The sequence below is a fragment of the Paraburkholderia aspalathi genome, from assembly GCF_905220735.1.
GTDB classification, from domain to species: Bacteria; Pseudomonadota; Gammaproteobacteria; order Burkholderiales; family Burkholderiaceae; genus Paraburkholderia; species Paraburkholderia aspalathi.
The window spans coordinates 87,449-102,782 of the sequence record NZ_CAJNBA010000008.1; the positions used below are offsets into that span (position 1 = coordinate 87,449).

The 15,334-nt window shown below is 61.8% G+C and carries 12 protein-coding genes; 1 reads left to right on the plus strand and 11 read right to left on the minus strand.

Annotation, left to right across the window (positions count from 1 at the left end; all coding sequences use genetic code 11):
* Positions 1-71: 71 nt before the first annotated feature.
* From KHO30_RS32860 to KHO30_RS32905, 10 genes are all read right to left on the minus strand, one after another.
* Entirely contained in the window at positions 72-929 is an 858-nt protein-coding gene (locus KHO30_RS32860; RefSeq protein WP_093644425.1) for a glycine betaine ABC transporter substrate-binding protein, read from the minus strand.
* A 136-nt stretch (positions 930-1,065) separates the two neighbouring features.
* Positions 1,066-2,334, minus strand: a complete 1,269-nt coding sequence (locus tag KHO30_RS32865; RefSeq protein ID WP_211703427.1) for an FAD-binding oxidoreductase — start codon at positions 2,332-2,334, stop codon at positions 1,066-1,068.
* Between the two features lie 33 nt (positions 2,335-2,367).
* Complete coding sequence (locus KHO30_RS32870) at positions 2,368-3,678, minus strand: aromatic ring-hydroxylating oxygenase subunit alpha (RefSeq protein ID WP_054038716.1); 1,311 nt, start codon at positions 3,676-3,678, stop codon at positions 2,368-2,370.
* 73 nt (positions 3,679-3,751) lie between these two features.
* Positions 3,752-4,543, minus strand: coding sequence for an adenine nucleotide alpha hydrolase family protein (locus KHO30_RS32875; protein ID WP_211703428.1), 792 nt, complete (start codon positions 4,541-4,543; stop codon positions 3,752-3,754).
* Positions 4,540-5,718, minus strand: a complete 1,179-nt coding sequence (locus KHO30_RS32880) for an electron transfer flavoprotein subunit alpha/FixB family protein (protein WP_211703429.1) — start codon at positions 5,716-5,718, stop codon at positions 4,540-4,542. Before KHO30_RS32880 ends, KHO30_RS32875 begins: the two co-directional genes overlap by 4 nt.
* A 4-nt stretch (positions 5,719-5,722) precedes the next feature.
* Entirely contained in the window at positions 5,723-7,636 is a 1,914-nt protein-coding gene (locus tag KHO30_RS32885; RefSeq protein ID WP_211703430.1) for a (Fe-S)-binding protein, read from the minus strand.
* Between the two features lie 2 nt (positions 7,637-7,638).
* Entirely contained in the window at positions 7,639-9,702 is a 2,064-nt protein-coding gene (locus KHO30_RS32890) for an NADH:flavin oxidoreductase (protein ID WP_211703431.1), read from the minus strand.
* A gap of 37 nt (positions 9,703-9,739) precedes the next feature.
* Complete coding sequence (locus KHO30_RS32895; RefSeq protein ID WP_200652632.1) at positions 9,740-10,276, minus strand: DUF5943 domain-containing protein; 537 nt, start codon at positions 10,274-10,276, stop codon at positions 9,740-9,742.
* A gap of 44 nt (positions 10,277-10,320) precedes the next feature.
* On the minus strand, positions 10,321-11,292 hold the full coding sequence (locus KHO30_RS32900; protein WP_007177107.1) for a dipeptidase: 972 nt from the start codon (positions 11,290-11,292) through the stop codon (positions 10,321-10,323).
* Positions 11,293-11,310: 18 nt separating this feature from the next.
* Complete coding sequence (locus KHO30_RS32905) at positions 11,311-12,585, minus strand: serine hydroxymethyltransferase (protein WP_200620507.1); 1,275 nt, start codon at positions 12,583-12,585, stop codon at positions 11,311-11,313.
* 432 nt (positions 12,586-13,017) lie between these two features.
* Here KHO30_RS32905 and KHO30_RS32910 point away from each other — a divergent pair, with 432 nt between their 5' ends.
* A complete protein-coding gene (locus KHO30_RS32910) occupies positions 13,018-14,013 on the plus strand; it encodes a GlxA family transcriptional regulator (protein ID WP_093644444.1) in 996 nt (331 codons plus the stop codon).
* Positions 14,014-14,066: 53 nt separating this feature from the next.
* On the opposite strand, the gene fdhA is transcribed toward KHO30_RS32910, so the two are convergent.
* Positions 14,067-15,266, minus strand: coding sequence for a formaldehyde dehydrogenase, glutathione-independent (gene fdhA, locus KHO30_RS32915; RefSeq protein ID WP_093644447.1), 1,200 nt, complete (start codon positions 15,264-15,266; stop codon positions 14,067-14,069).
* Positions 15,267-15,334 lie beyond the last annotated feature (68 nt).

Below are 15,334 nucleotides of genomic sequence, written 5' to 3' on the forward strand. Positions count from 1 at the left end.
AAAAGCGGCGTTCTCTATCGTACGAGTTGCCGCTCTAAACAAGCGGCAACTCACTCACGTGAAATACGAAATCACTTCACCCAGCTATCCACACGATCTCCGTGTGCGCTGATCCACGCATCGGCAGCAGCCGTCGGCTTCTCGCCGTTCTGCGTCGCCAGCATCACGCTGTCGATCTCGCCCGGTTTCCATTGAAACTTCTTGAGGAACGCGACGACCGTCGGCGCCTTCGTCTCCAGTCCAGGATTGACGACGCTATCCACGTGCTCCGCTTCGCCGAACACCTTCTTCGGATCCTCGAGGAATTTGAGCTTGTACTTTGCGAACATCCAGTGCGGCTTCCAGCCAGTCACGATGATCGGCTTGCTCGCCGCTTCCGAGCGCGCCAGTTCAGCGGTCATCGCGCTGCCCGAACTCGGCATCAGCTGATAGTCGAGCCCGTATGCCTTGATCGCTTCGCTGGTTTTCTGCATTACGCCCGCGCCTGCATCGATGCCGACGATGCGCGAGCCGAATTCCGTTTTCTTCGCTTCCAGATCGCCAACGCTCTTCACGTCCGCGTTATCCGGCACGATCAGGCCGATCTTCGCATCGTTGAAGTTGGCACCCAGGTCGACGACTTTATCCTTGAAGTTGTTCCAGTACGCGCCATGCGTGACCGGCAGCCATGCGGACAGCGTCGCGTCGAGGTCGCCGCGCGCCACGCCTTGCCACATCACACCGGCCGCGACCGGCACGAGCTGCACCTGATAGCCGAGGCGCTTTTCGATCACGCGCGCAGCGACATTTGTGGTTGCAACGCTGTCGTCCCAGCCTTCCACATAGCCGATCTTGATGGTCGGCTTGGTATCGGCCGACACACTCACGCTGCTTGCCGCCAGCGCCGCGCTCAACGCGCTCAACACGAATATCTTTTTGATCAGTCTCATCGCCGTTCTCCCGTTTGCCGTCAAACTACCCATTGAGCATTTAGAATCGCCAACCAGAATTGCCGGGTAGCGTTGTTTTCCGACATCCAGTTGTCCGCATGCGACTTCGACCGAAAGTCCAGGCGCCGCTCTTGTCTTACTTATCGACGACGAGATCGCTCAACGGCTTGCTGCAGCACAGCAGCACCATGCCCTGATCGATTTCGCGCTGACGGATCCCACCGGCGTGTTTCATGGCGACTTCACCGGACACCAGCTTCACCTTGCAGGTGCCGCACATACCCTGCGTGCATGAGGACGGGAGCCGTATGCCGGCCTTCTTCGCCGCGTCGAGTACATGCTGGCCGCTGCCGCATTCGATCTCGCGATTACTTTTGGCGAAGCTCACCTTGAACGTCGTTTCTATTTCCACCGGTGTGATCGGCACCTGCGCGGGTGCAAATCCAGCCGCGTGCTCACGCGCTTCGACAAAGCTCTCCGCGCTTGCCGTGGGCGCCTGCAACGCATCGGCGACATGCGCGGTCGTCAATTGCGCGGCCACTTCGCTGATCGTCTCGAACGAGAAGCTTTCCTCGTGGTAATGGCTGCGATCGAAGCCGCCTTCATCCAGCAGATGACGGACTGCCTGCATGTACGGCGCCGGACCGCAGGTGAAAATCTCACGATCGAGAAAATCCGGCGCGATGAGTTTAAGCAGCGGCAAGGTCAGAAACCCGGTGACACCAGGCCAGTTCGTGCGCGCACCAACCCGCTCGCAGACAAACGCTGTGCGGAAATTGGCCTGATTCGATGCAATCAGATCGAGTTCGCGCGCGAAGATGATGTCGTCCGGCGTGCGGGCGCTGTGCACGAACACAATGTCGCTATCTTCGCCGAGCTCGTGATGCGCGCGGCTCATCGACATCAGCGGCGTAATGCCCGATCCCGCCGACAAGAACAGAAGTTTTCGCGCCGGATGCCGTGCACAGGTGAACTCGCCGGACGGCCCCAGCACACGAACCTGCGTACCCGCGTGCAAATTGTCGTGCAGCCAGTTCGATACCTTGCCACCCGGCACGCGCTTCACGGTGATGGAAATGGTGTGCGGACGCGTGGGCGGCGAGGAGATCGTATAGCAGCGATTCACGGCCTCGCCGTCGATCTCCAACTCCAACGTAATGAACTGTCCCGGCTCGAACACGAACGCCCGCTCGGACGGTGCGCGAAAGAAAAAGCTCTTGACGTCATGCGTTTCCTGACGGACCTGGCAGCACACCAGCGTCTCGTCGGTATCGCTGTTCCAACGCGCCGGCAACGTCTCCCAGAACCTCGGTTGCGTCACCCGGCTCGAAGTTTCGCGGCTTGACACCTCGCGGTTTGGAGCCGGCTCGGGGCTGAGCTGAAGCGTCGCCTGATCGCGCATCATTATTTTCTCCCGCTCCTGGTTGCGGTATCGCGCTCAGCGCATGAAAGACACGACTTTTTCGCCGTGCGAAACCGGCGTATCGCCGGCATCATGGGTTTGGGGCGCATTGCTGAATTCCGCAATACGGCCGATGTACCACTCGCAGAACTTCTCGACGAGGCCTTCGGTGAACGGCGAGTACGGACCCGGTTCATAGGCGCTGCTGGTCGCGCCGCGTTGCGAATACTCAACAAGCGCGCGATCCTGGTCATTGGTGGCGCGCCACACGGCCGTGAGATTGTTCACGTCGTAATCGATGCCTTCGCGTGCATCCTTGTGGACTAGCCACTTGGTGCGCACCAGCGTTTTGCCCGCCGACAACGGAATCACCGAAAAGCTGACGATATGATCGCTCATGAAGTGATGCCACGAATTCGGTTGCGTCCAGAACGAGAGACCACCGAGGTCGGCCTGCTCGAAGCCGCCGAGCAACTTCTTCGAGGCCACCTTCGCGTCCATGGTCTGCGATTCGCCGTCGCGGTCGAGCGGCAGGCGTTGCGTGCGGAAACCCGTCACCAGATCCGCCAGACGGTCGATTTCCGCCGACGGCAGTTTCATCGCCTCCCATTGCGCAGTACGGCGCGCCACAGTCTCTTCGAACGCGGCCATGCCTTCTTCATTGGCGGGCGTGCGCTGATACCCAAAACCGTATTCGTAAAGCGAAATCGTCAGCTCGGGATGGTTCGCAACGCAGTGATAGCACTCGCGATTGTTCTCCATCGTGAGCTTCCAGTTGCCCTCTTCGATGATATCGATCGTCGCTGCGACCTTGCAGCCGGCGAGATCGTGCGGCAGCAGGTACGGCTCCATCGCGGCGCGCATCACGGAAAAATCGGCAGGAGGTTCATCAGCGAGACAGATGAAGATCAGACCGGCAAGATTCTGGAGGTGCACCGCTTTCAGGCTGTGCTTGCAGCGGTCGAACTGGTCGCCCATATGCTCGGCGAACATCAGATCGCCGTTCAGGTTGTAGGTCCAGCTGTGATACGGGCAAACGATATTGCCAAGCGAACCCTTGTCCGTATTGCACAAACGTGCGCCACGATGGCGGCAAACGTTGTGAAACGCCCGCACCTGCATGTCGTCGTCGCGTACGATCAGAATCGAATCGTTGCCGATTTCCACCGTGATGTAGTCGCCCGGCTCCGGTACATCCGGTTCCACCGCGACCTGAATCCAGTGCTTGCGGAAAATCGCCTCCATGTCGAGCGCGAAAATTTCCTCGCCCGTATAGAACGGCGCTTCCAGCGTGTGATTCTTTTTGCGGCGTTCGATCATTGCGCGAACGTCTGCCGAAACTTTCATTGTGTGCTCCGTTGCATGTCACGTCTGGCGCTGCGCCAGGCCCTCCTGGTCGCATGCTGGCCCGAACCGGAAATCAGTAATCCACGAGTTGATGCTCGCGCAAATACGCGAGAATCACTTGTGCTTTTTCGACGGAACTCCCTTCAATTACGACGCTGCCACCACGGCTTTCGGTCGTCGTCGCCGAGAGCATGCGGGCATGGCCCGAGCGCTTTTCGGCTGCGGCGAGGCGCACCGGTTTGGCGGTCGCGGGGCGGATCGTCCAGGCGGGTTCGTCGGGGTTGGCTGTGGCCGGGTGGCCGGACGCAGCCGTCGCGACCGGACGGATCGTGCCTTCGCGCAGCCGTGCATAGGCGTAGCTCGGCGCCGTGTTGGCCATCGGATGCACGGCGATCAAGGCCGGCAGCCGCACTTCGACGCGGCGGCGCAAACCTTTCGGCATGAATTGCCGGACTTCGGCATGGCCGTCGCGAATCGTCAAATCGACCGCTGCGCCGACCAACGGCATGTCAAGTGCACTCGCTACTTGATACGGCAGCATGCCGCTATCGAAGGCGCCTTCGGCGCGGGTGCCGGTCAATACAAGGTCGTAGCCTTGCAAACGCGTGGCGAGCGGCGCTATCGCATCGCCTTGGAATTCAGGCGTTGCCGGAACCTCCAGCACTTCGACAGTGCGCGCGCCAAGTGCCAGATACTCCTTGAGCGCCGGATTCGACGGATCGCCCGCATGCAACACGTCGAGCGTCGCGCCGTGCGTTTTGGCGAGCGAGAGCGCGATCGTCAGCGCGGCGGCGTCGTTGCGGCTGTAGCGCGCCGTGCCGCTGACAGGGTGCCGCCCCACGGAAACCAGTACGGCGATTTTCATGCAAGCGCTCCTTCCGCAACAGCCGTTGAATTCAATAGCGCAGCCCCCGTGCCGCGTGCCGTGCGTGCAGCCTCCGCGGCTTCATTCAGCGCCGCGATGGTTTCCTGCGCGTCGGCGATGACGGTCAGATTGGCGCGTTTGGCGATTGGCGCGCTGGCGTCGAGATTCACGGCGATCACGTGCCGGCAATCCTTGATGCCCTGCAGATGCTGAACCGCGCCGGAAATGCCGAACGCGATATAGACGCTCGCCTCGACCGTCTTGCCGGTGGCGCCAATCTGCTTGTCGCGGGTGAACTTGCCGTCGTCCACGGCGACGCGGCTTGCGCCGATCGCAGCGCCTAACGTGGCCGCAAGACGCTCGAACGCGGGCACATCGCTAACGCCGTTGCCTGCCGAAACGATGAAATCCGCTTCTTCGAGCGCGAGTTGGGCGGCGTCGATCTCCTCGATGCCAAGATCGCGCACGACGCTTTTGGACGATGCCGGTTCGCCGTCGAAACGCCACACCACTCGCTCGCCCGCCCCCAAAAACGGCAGCTTCGGATCGACCGCGTTCGGTGCAAGCAACACGACCTCCGGCAGCGCGCGTACGGCGTATGCCGTATTCGTCTGAATATAAGCAGCGACATGGGCCGCATCGATCTCGACGACATGCGTCGCGACACTCGCGTTCGCGGCGGCCGCGTAACGGCGACCGAGGTCGCCGTCGCCGGTCGCGTTGTCGGGCAGGAAAATATGCGCCGGTGCATAGGCCGCGACGCACGCGGCCAGTGCGTTCAATTCGTCGAGCGGCGCGAAAACGCGGCGGTCGAACATCGGCAACTCGATGAGCTTGTCGGCGCCGAGCGCGGCGGCGTCGCCGCTGAACTCACCGAATACGAGCAGTACGACTTCGGTTGTCGCATCCGCGATCAACGCGGCGGCGGCCAAGGTCTGACGCGCGAGATCATCCAGCGCGCCGCGGTCCGCGTGAGCAGCCACCAGCAGCACGCGCTGTGCTGCAGCCGTCGTGCGGCGCGGTTTTGCGTGCTCGCGATGCGCCGACCCTGTCGAGCCGTGCGCCGCCAGTTCCGTCGAGCCGGCAACAGCCGTCACGCCGAGCGTAATGCGCCTGAGCCCATCGGCCGTAATCGTGAACGGCCGGCGCGGATCGATTCGTTTGAGATTGTTCATGGCGTTACTCCAGCGCCGCTGCAACCAGTTCGGCGACGTCCAGCACTTCCGGACGCGGGCCGACCACGCCTTCGAGCATCGCCGTGCAATTCGGGCAACCCACCGCGACGATTTCGGCGCCGATCGTGCGGGCGTCGTCTATACGGATGTCCGGAATGCGTTTTTTCCCGGGGATGTCAGTCAATGGCGCACCACCGCCGCCTCCGCAGCAACGTCCACGCATACCATTGCGTTCCATCTCGACCACCTTGATGCCGATGGATTTCAGCAAGCGGCGCGGCGCTTCCGTCTCACCGTTATAGCGGCCCAGATAGCACGGATCGTGATACGTGATCTTGCGGTCCGCGAACGCAGCGACCGCCTTCGGCGAAAGCTTGCCGCTCGATACCAGTTCTTCGATCAGGGCCGTGTGATGCTGAACCTCGTAGAAACCGCCGAGTGCGCGATATTCGTTGCGCAAGCTGTGCAGCACGTGCGGATCGGCGGTAACGATCTTGCGGAACGAGTACTGCGAGAGCGTGCCGATCAGCCGCTGAGCGAGTTGCTGGAAGGTCGCTTCGTCGCCGAGGCGCCGTGCCGTATCGCCGGTATCGGTTTCGACGCCACCGAGCACCGCGTAGTCGATCCCTGCCCGGTTCAGCACCTTGATTAGCGCACGCAGCGTGCGCTGATAGCGCATGTCGAATGCGCCTTCACCGGCGATCAATAGCACGTCCACCTGCCGACCCGGTTGGGCGACCTGTACTTGCAGATCGACCGCCCAGTCGTAACGCGCGCCGATGTCATAGCCGTTCGAGCTACCGGTTTCGCGCAGATTGGCGAGCGTGATCGGACCTTTGCCCGGTACGCTGCCTTCGACCAAGGTCTGATTGCGGCGCATATCCACGATCGCATCGACATGCTCGATCAACATTGGGCATTCCTGCACGCAAGCGCGGCAAGTGGTGCACGACCACAGCGTATCCGCTTCGATCAGGCTCGACACGAGCGGCTTGCCCGGCGCGCCACCGTGTTTGCCGACCGGAATGCCAGGCGTCGGGCTGCCGGCATAAGCTTCGTCCGTGCCACCGACCATGCCCGTGACAAGATCCTGAATCAGCTTCTTCGGATTGAGTGGCTGCCCGGCGGCAAACGCGGGGCACGCTGCTTCGCACTTGCCGCATTGCACGCAGGCGTCGAAGCTCAGCAACTGGTTCCAGCGGAACTCGACCGGCTTGCCTACGCCGTATTCCTTCGCGTCGAGGAGCGGCACCTTCAGTGCAGTCGGCGGCACGACATCGTTATCGTTGCGCTCGGCAAAACGCTCCTGACGCGGATGAAACGCGAGGTGCAGCAACCCGGCGAGCGCATGCTTCATCGGACCGCCGCGAGCCGCGCCGAAGGTCATCGTGAACGCGCCGACTGCGATCAGCAACGCGACGATAATCGCCAAAGCACCCGACATCGCCGCGGCCGGCAGCGCAATGAAGAGCACCAACCCGAGCGCGAACGACCCAAGCAGCAGCGGGAGATGATCCCAAGGCCCGCGCGAGAGCCGTGCCGGCACCGCCTTCGTGCCATGCCGCCGGCGCCACACGAACACCGCGCCGACCAGCATCACCAGCGCCGCCAGAAAGATCAGCTTGTCGAGCCACGGCGAGTAGATCGCAAGACCGTAGTTGACGAACACCAGCGCCATCGCGAGGATCGCCCCGCCCGCCGTCGCGACGTGCGTCTTCGCGATGTACGGGTCACGAGCGACCACATGGTGCAAGTCGACGAAATAGCGCTTCGGGATCGCCAGCAGATTGGTCCAGCCGTACGCACCCGCCGCCGTGGCACGGCCTTCACGCCAGTAGGCAGCGCGTTTGGCGAGCGCGAACGCCAGACCCGCCACCGACAACCACAGCAGGACGGTGATGACAAACACGGGGCTCATCGTCAGAAATCCTTGCAAAGGCGCAGCGCGTCATAGATCGCGCCGTGGATGTTGTGCATGGAAATGCAGTCGCCGACGCGGAACAGCAGGAAGCGGCCGTTGCCGAGTTCTTCGCTGAGCGACGGTTGCGGCTCGGACGCAAAGAGTCTGTGCACGTCCACCTGGCCGCGATTCACCGACTCGGGCTTGAGCGTCCAGTAGAGCTGGTCGTTTGGCGTGCTGCCGTTCTCGATCACCACCTGGTCGACCGCGCGCTCTTCCTGCTCTTCCGTGTACTCGTTGCGGATCACGGCGATCTTCTTGCCGTCTTCCTCGTACACCTTGTCGAGCCAGTAGTTAGGCGTATGAATCACACCTTGCGCGTAGAGGCGGCGATAGAAAATCGGGAACGTGGTGCCGCCGACGTCGTCGGCCACCTTCACGTCAGGCGTGACGATCTCGACGTTCGACCCGCGGCTCGACATGAAATCCGCGACGCCTGCGCCAGCGTGCGTGCTGACGCCGTCATAAACCAGCACGTTCTTGCCCGGCTCGACCTTGCCCGACAGCACATCCCATGAACTGACCGCGAGCCCTTCTTCGACGCCCCACGCCGCGACTTGCGACGTGAACGACGAACCGCCCGTGGCCAGCACGACGATGTCCGGCTTCTCGGCCATGATGGTCTTTTCGTCAGCCGCAACGCCAAGACGCCGATCGACACCGAGGCGTTTCGTTTCCATATCGAACCAACGCACGATGCCCGCCATCTGCTCGCGCTGCGGCGCTTTCGCGGCCAGCATGATCTGACCGCCGACGTAGTCGTTCTTCTCGAACAGCACCACGTCATGACCGCGCGACTTCGCCACGCGCGCCGCTTCCAGTCCAGCCGGGCCTGCGCCGACCACCACCACCTTGCGCTTCGGCCCACGTGTCTTCGCGATCACGTGCGGCATGGTTTCTTCGCGGGATGTCGCGGCGTTCTGCACGCACAGCACGTCCAACCCGTTGTATTGGCGGTCGATGCAATAGTTCGCGCCGACGCATTGCTTGATCTCGTCCTCGCGACCGTCGCGGATCTTGATGACCATATGCGGATCGGCGATCTGTGCGCGTGTCATCCCGACCAGATCGACCATGCCGCTCGCGAGCAAACGTTCTGCCTGGCCCGCATCGCGGATGCTTTGCGCATGCATCACCGGCAGCTTCACCACCGACTTGATCCCGGCCGCGAGATGCACGAACGGCTCGGGTGGCAGCGCCATCGGCGGCATGCAGTTCGCCAGCGTGTTGTGCGTATCCGCACCGGAACCGATCACGCCGAGGTAATCGATCAGGCCGCTTTCGCTCATCGCCTGGGCGATCTCTTTCAGCTGTTCGTGATCGAGACCGTCTTCATGGAATTCATCGCCACACATGCGAAGACCAACACAGAAATCCGCGCCTACCGCTTCGCGCACCGCCTTCAACACTTCCGTGCCGAAGCGCAGGCGGTTCTCGAGCGAACCGCCCCATTCGTCGGTGCGGAAATTCGTGCGCGGGCTCCAGAACTGATCGATCAGATGCTGGTGAGCCGCCGAGATTTCGATGCCGTCCATGCCGGCATCCTTCACGCGCTTGGCAGCCGCGGCAAAGTCCGTGATGATGCGGCGAATCTCTTCCACTTCGATGATCTTCGCATTGCCGCGGTGCACCGGCTCACGCACGCCCGACGGCGACATCAGATGCGGCCAGTGTTCGCCATGAAACGCCGAGCGGCGCCCCATATGCGTGGCCTGAATCATGATCTTCGCGCCGTGCTGATGCATCGCTTCGGCGAGCCGCGCGAGCGGATCGATGATCTTGTCGGTCGAAAGATTCACCGATTTCCACCAACCTTGCGGGCTGTCGATCGACACCGGGCTCGAGCCGCCGCACACGGCGAGGCCGACGCCGCCCTTGGCCTTCTCTTCGTAGTAACGGATATAGCGGTCGCCGGGCAGACCACCCGGTTCCGCATACACCTCAGCGTGCGCGGTGCTGACGATGCGGTTACGCAAAGTCAGTTTGTTCAGCGTGAGAGGCTTGAAAAGGTTCGGGTAACGCATCGCGATCGACCTCGGAATGGATAGGCTTTGTGCGTTTTTACGACGCGAGCGGCGACACTTCGAACACGCAGTGATCGTGGCCTTCGGCCGCGCAGCGCGCTTCCTTCGAATGGGACGGCGGACCCTTGCGCTGTCCGTCAGGCGCAGTGTCGTTGACCCAGTCCATCGCGCCCGCGAACCAGCCGGCGAACATGTAGCAAAGCTTGCCTTCCTTGCCCGGCTGCGCGAGCACGAACGACGAGTGGTGCAATTCAATGCGGGCACGTGAGCTGGACGGATCGGCTTCTGTGATCGTGAAGAGGCCCCAGCCACGTTGCGACAGGCGGTTCAGGTAATGCTCGAACACCGCCATGCCCGCAATACCGTGCTGTTTCGCTTCCTTGTCGCACCAGAAATACGCGGACTTGTAGCCGGCTTTGTAGAGAATCTCGGCATACGTTTCGATGCCAAGTGCTTCCTCGACGGCCGTATGGTTGTTCGTGAAGAAATGACGCGGCACGTAGAGCATCGGCAGCGCGTCGGTGGTCCAGACGCCGGTGTTCGGATCGACGTCGATAGGCAGTTGGGGTTGCATGTGGGGGCTCCGTTTTTTTAGGTTCAGGTTCGGTGAATGGCGAATCAGACTTTCCAGACTTCGCCGAACACGCGTACCCAGTTTTCACCCATGATCTTCTTGATGCGCGTCTCGCTCCAGCCGGCGCGTTCCATCGCGGCCGTCAGGTTCGGAAACTCGCCGATCGTGCGAATGCCTTCCGGATTCACCACCTTGCCGAAGTTCGTCAGTTGGCGATAACGGCCCTTGTCGTGCGTGATCCAATCGAAGAACTCAGTGCTATAGCCTTGCGTGAAGTCCGTACCAATGCCAACCTGGTCTTCACCAATCAGGTTCACCACGTATTCGATTGCTTCGATATAGTCTTCGACGGTTGCGTCCGGGCCACGCTTGAGGAACGGCGCAAACATCGTCACACCCACGAAACCGCCTGCATCGGCGATCTCTTTCAGTTGCTCATCGCTCTTGTTGCGCGGATGCTCTTTCAGGCCCGACGGGCAGCAATGCGAATAGCACACCGGCTTATTAGAGGCGGCGATCGCTTCGGACGACGTCTTGCCGCCCACATGCGAGAGGTCGACCATGATGCCGACGCGATTCATCTCCTGAATCACTTCACGGCCATAGCCCGACAGGCCGCCGTCGCGTTCATAGCAGCCCGTGCCGACCAGATTCTGCGTGTTGTAGCAAAGCTGGACCACGTTCACGCCGAGGTCCTTGAAGGCCTCGATATAGCCGAGGTTGTCTTCGAACGCATGCGCGTTCTGGAAGCCGAAAATGATGCCGGTCTTGTTCTCTTTCTTCGCGCGCAGGATGTCGTCGGTGGTGCGCACAAGCGTCAGGATCTCGCCGTATTCGCGAATCTGTTGCTTCATCTCGGCGATGTTGTCGACGGTCTTCTGGAAGCTTTCCCAGACCGACACCGTGCAGTTCACCGCAGTTACGCCGCCCTTGCGCATGTCTTCGAACACCGAGCGCTCGAACTTCGAAATGTTCAGACCGTCGATGATGATGCTGTTGTCGTGCAGAGTGCTCATCGTTTGCTCCAGGCGTGCTTAGTAGATGGGAAAGCGTTCGCACAGCGCGAAAATTTCGCGGCGCACGCGTTGTTCTGTTGCGGCATGGCCTTCCGGATGATCGCGCAGCGCATCGAGCACCTCGACGATCAGCCGCCCGACTTCGCGGAACTCACTCACGCCAAAGCCGCGCGTCGTGCCCGCCGGCGTGCCGAGGCGAACGCCGGAGGTGACCGTCGGCTTCTCGGTGTCGAAAGGGATGCCGTTCTTATTGCAGGTGATGCCTGCGCGTTCCAGCGCCTGCTCGACCTGGTTGCCTTTGAGGCCCTTCGGACGCAGATCGACCAACAGCAGATGATTATCCGTGCCGCCCGTCACCAGATCGACGCCGCCCGCTTTCAGCACTTCGCCGAGTGCCTGCGCATTCGCGAGCACGTTATCGATGTAGGTTTTGAAACCCGGTTGCAGCGCCTCGCCGAAGGCAACGGCCTTGCCGGCGATCACATGCATCAGCGGGCCGCCCTGCAAGCCCGGGAACACGGCGGAGTTGATCTTCTTGGCGATGTCTTCGTCATTCGTCAGTACAAAGCCGCCGCGCGGCCCGCGCAACGTCTTGTGCGTGGTCGACGTGACGACATGCGCATGCTCGACCGGATTCTGATGACGCCCGGCCGCGATAATGCCGGCGATGTGCGCCATATCCACCATCAGCTTCGCGCCCACGCCATCGGCGATTGCGCGCAGCCGTGCGAAGTCCAATGCGCGCGGATAAGCGGAGAAGCCGGCGATCAACAACGCCGGTTTGTGCTGCTGTGCGAGTTCTTCGATCTGCTCGTAATCGATCAGCATCGTGTCGCGATTCACGCCGTATTGGACCGCATTGAACCACTTGCCCGACATCGCCGGCTTGGCGCCGTGGGTCAGGTGGCCACCCGCGTCGAGCGACATGCCGAGCACCGTGTCACCCGGCTTCACCAGCGCGAGCATCACCGCGCCGTTGGCCTGCGCGCCGGAATGCGGCTGCACGTTGGCAAACTTCGCGTTGAAAATCTGCTTGATGCGATCGAGCGCCAGCGTTTCGATCACGTCGGCGTATTCACACCCGCCGTAATAGCGCTTGCCCGGATACCCTTCCGCGTACTTGTTGGTCAGCACCGAGCCTTGCGCTTCGAGCACCGCGCGCGACACGATGTTTTCCGACGCGATCAATTCGACTTGCGACTGCTGGCGCTCCAGCTCTTTCAAAATGGCGCCGCGCACCGCCGCGTCACGCGTGGCCAGCGATTCTTCGAAGAAAGGATTCGGGTTCGACATGGAAGGTCCGTGGGGTGGTTGGCGAAGGACCGGAAGCGGGCTGCTGATCGGGCTGTGAAGCCCTGCTGCCACCGGTCTGCATTGGGTCTATTCTTGACTCTCGCCTCGCGCGCCAATTTACGAATTCAGACGCGTTCTTTGCCTTTTCCGCCATGAGCGACCTTTTTCGACAAGTCGCGATGGCAGGTTTCGAACGATCGTTAGCGGTTGGCGCTTTTGCTGCACTGCAGCTGATCGTTGTGCGCAGTTCGGGTGCGCGTGTGGGCTCGGGTGGCTCCGTTCTGGTGCTGTTCGTTGAGCGATCCGACTGTATTGATGCGCAACCGAGGGTTTAGCCTGATGGCACGTTAGTTGCGCTAGTACTCAAAATTGCAGGAGTCGCTGCTCCCCACGGCGACGCGACATTACAGATTCGAAGGAATCATTTCCCCCATGTCCACCGATCGCACGGCGTCGTTGTCGCACTTTGCATTCATGCCGGTGCCGAACTTCACGATGATCGCGTTCACCAACGCGATCGAAGTTCTCCGCATGGCGAACTACCTGACTGGACAAACGCTTTACCGCTGGTCGATCGTGAGCCCCGAAGGCGGCCCGGTGACGGCGAGCAACGGCCTCTCGGTCGATACGGGTCCGGTCGAGTCTGTCGGTCAGCCGGACATCGTGTTCGTGGTCGGCGGCATCGACGTGCAGCGCGCCACCACCCCTGCCCATCTCGTCGCGCTGCGCCGCTTCGCCCGCATGGGCAGCGTGCTTGGCAGCCTGTGCACCGGCACCTATGCGCTGGCGCGTGCCGGCTTGCTGGCCGGTTATGCGTGTGCGATTCATTGGGAGAACATGTCGGCGCTCAAGGAAGAGTTTCCCGACACGCGCTTTCTGAAAGAACTGTTCGTGATCGACCGTGATCGCGTCACCTGCACGGGTGGCGTGGCGCCGCTCGACATGATGCTCAACCTGATCACACCGCGAGTCGGCACGGCACGCGTCACGCAGATCGCGGAGCAGTTCATCGTCGAACACGTGCGCGATAACAGCGCACAACAGAAAATGCCGCTGGTGGCGCGGCTCGGTTCGGCAAACAAGTCTCTCTTCGAAGTGATCTCGCTGATGGAGAACAACATCGAAGAGCCGCTTTCGCGCGAAGAACTCGCACGGCTCGCCGGCATGTCACAGCGGCAATTGCAGCGGCTGTTCCGCGAACATCTCGGGATGACGCCGACGCATTACTATCTGACGCTGCGCTTGCGGCGCGCCCGCGAGTTGCTGCTGCAGACCGACATGTCGATCATGCACATCACGATGGCTTGCGGTTTCCAGTCGGCTTGCCACTTCTCGAAGAGCTACCGCGATGCGTTCGGCACCGCGCCGACGCGCGAACGGCGCAAGCAGGCGCCGTCGCTGGCCGCAGTGCCGGTGCTCGCGGCTTGAGTCGAATACCTCGCTGATTGAAGGGACCGCGAACGCGGTCCCTTTCCGCGCCATCAAGCCGCTTTCAGCAACCCGTGCGGGTCGATCACAAACTTCTTCGGCGCGCCGCCATCGAACTGCCGGTAACCGTCCGGGGCCTGATCGAGCGAGACGACCGTCACGTTCACGATATCCGCAATCGGCAGCCGGTCCCACAGGATCGCCTGCATCAGATTGTGGTTGTACTTCATCACCGGCGTCTGCCCCGTGTGGAACGAGTGCGACTTGGCCCAGCCGAGGCCGAAGCGGATGCTCAGGCTGCCTTTGCGGGCAGCGGCATCGGTGGCGCCCGGATCGTCCGTTACATACAGGCCCGGAATGCCGATCGCGCCCGCGGCACGCGTGATTTCCATCAGCGAATTAAGCACCGTGGCTGGTGCTTCCTCGTGCGAGCCGCTGCTGCCGTGACCGTGCGCCTCGAAACCGACGCAGTCCACCGCGCAATCCACTTCGGGCTTGCCGAGAATCTGTTCGATCTGCTCGCCGAGCGTCGCGTCCTTCGACAGGTCGATGGTCTGGAAACCCATCTTGCGAGCATGCGCGAGACGCGCCTCATTCATATCGCCAACGATCGTGCAGGCTGCGCCCAGCAAGCGTGCGGATGCAGCCGCCGCCATCCCCACCGGCCCCGCGCCCGCGATATAAACGGTAGCGCCAGGCTTCACGCCTGCCATCACCGCGCCGTGATAGCCGGTCGGCAGAATGTCGGACAGACACGTCAGGTCGCGGATTTTAGACATCGCCTGCGCGTAGTCGGGGAATTTCAGCAGATTGAAGTCGGCGTACGGCACCAGCACATACTCGGCCTGACCGCCGATCCAGCCACCCATGTCGACGTAGCCATAAGCGCCGCCCGCCCGCGACGGATTCACATTCAAACACACGCCGGTGTGCTGCGCCTTGCAGGTCGGACAGCGTCCGCAAGCGACGTTGAACGGTACCGACACCAGGTCGCCAACCTTCAACGTTTCAACATCGCGGCCCACCTCGATCACCTCGCCGGTGATCTCGTGGCCGAGTACCAGGCCGACCTCGGCGGTCGTGCGGCCACGCACCATGTGCTGATCGGAGCCGCAAATATTTGTGCTTACCACCTTCAGGATCACGCCGTGGCCGATTGACCGGCCACGCGGATCGACCATCTTCGGAAAGTCGATCGACTGAACTTCCACCTTGCCCTGCCCTAGATACACGACGCCGCGATTGCTGCTCATTTGTCTGTCTCCATGTCTCGTGAGCGGCGCGCCGGACTCTACGTGACGCGCCGTTCAACGAGCGTAGC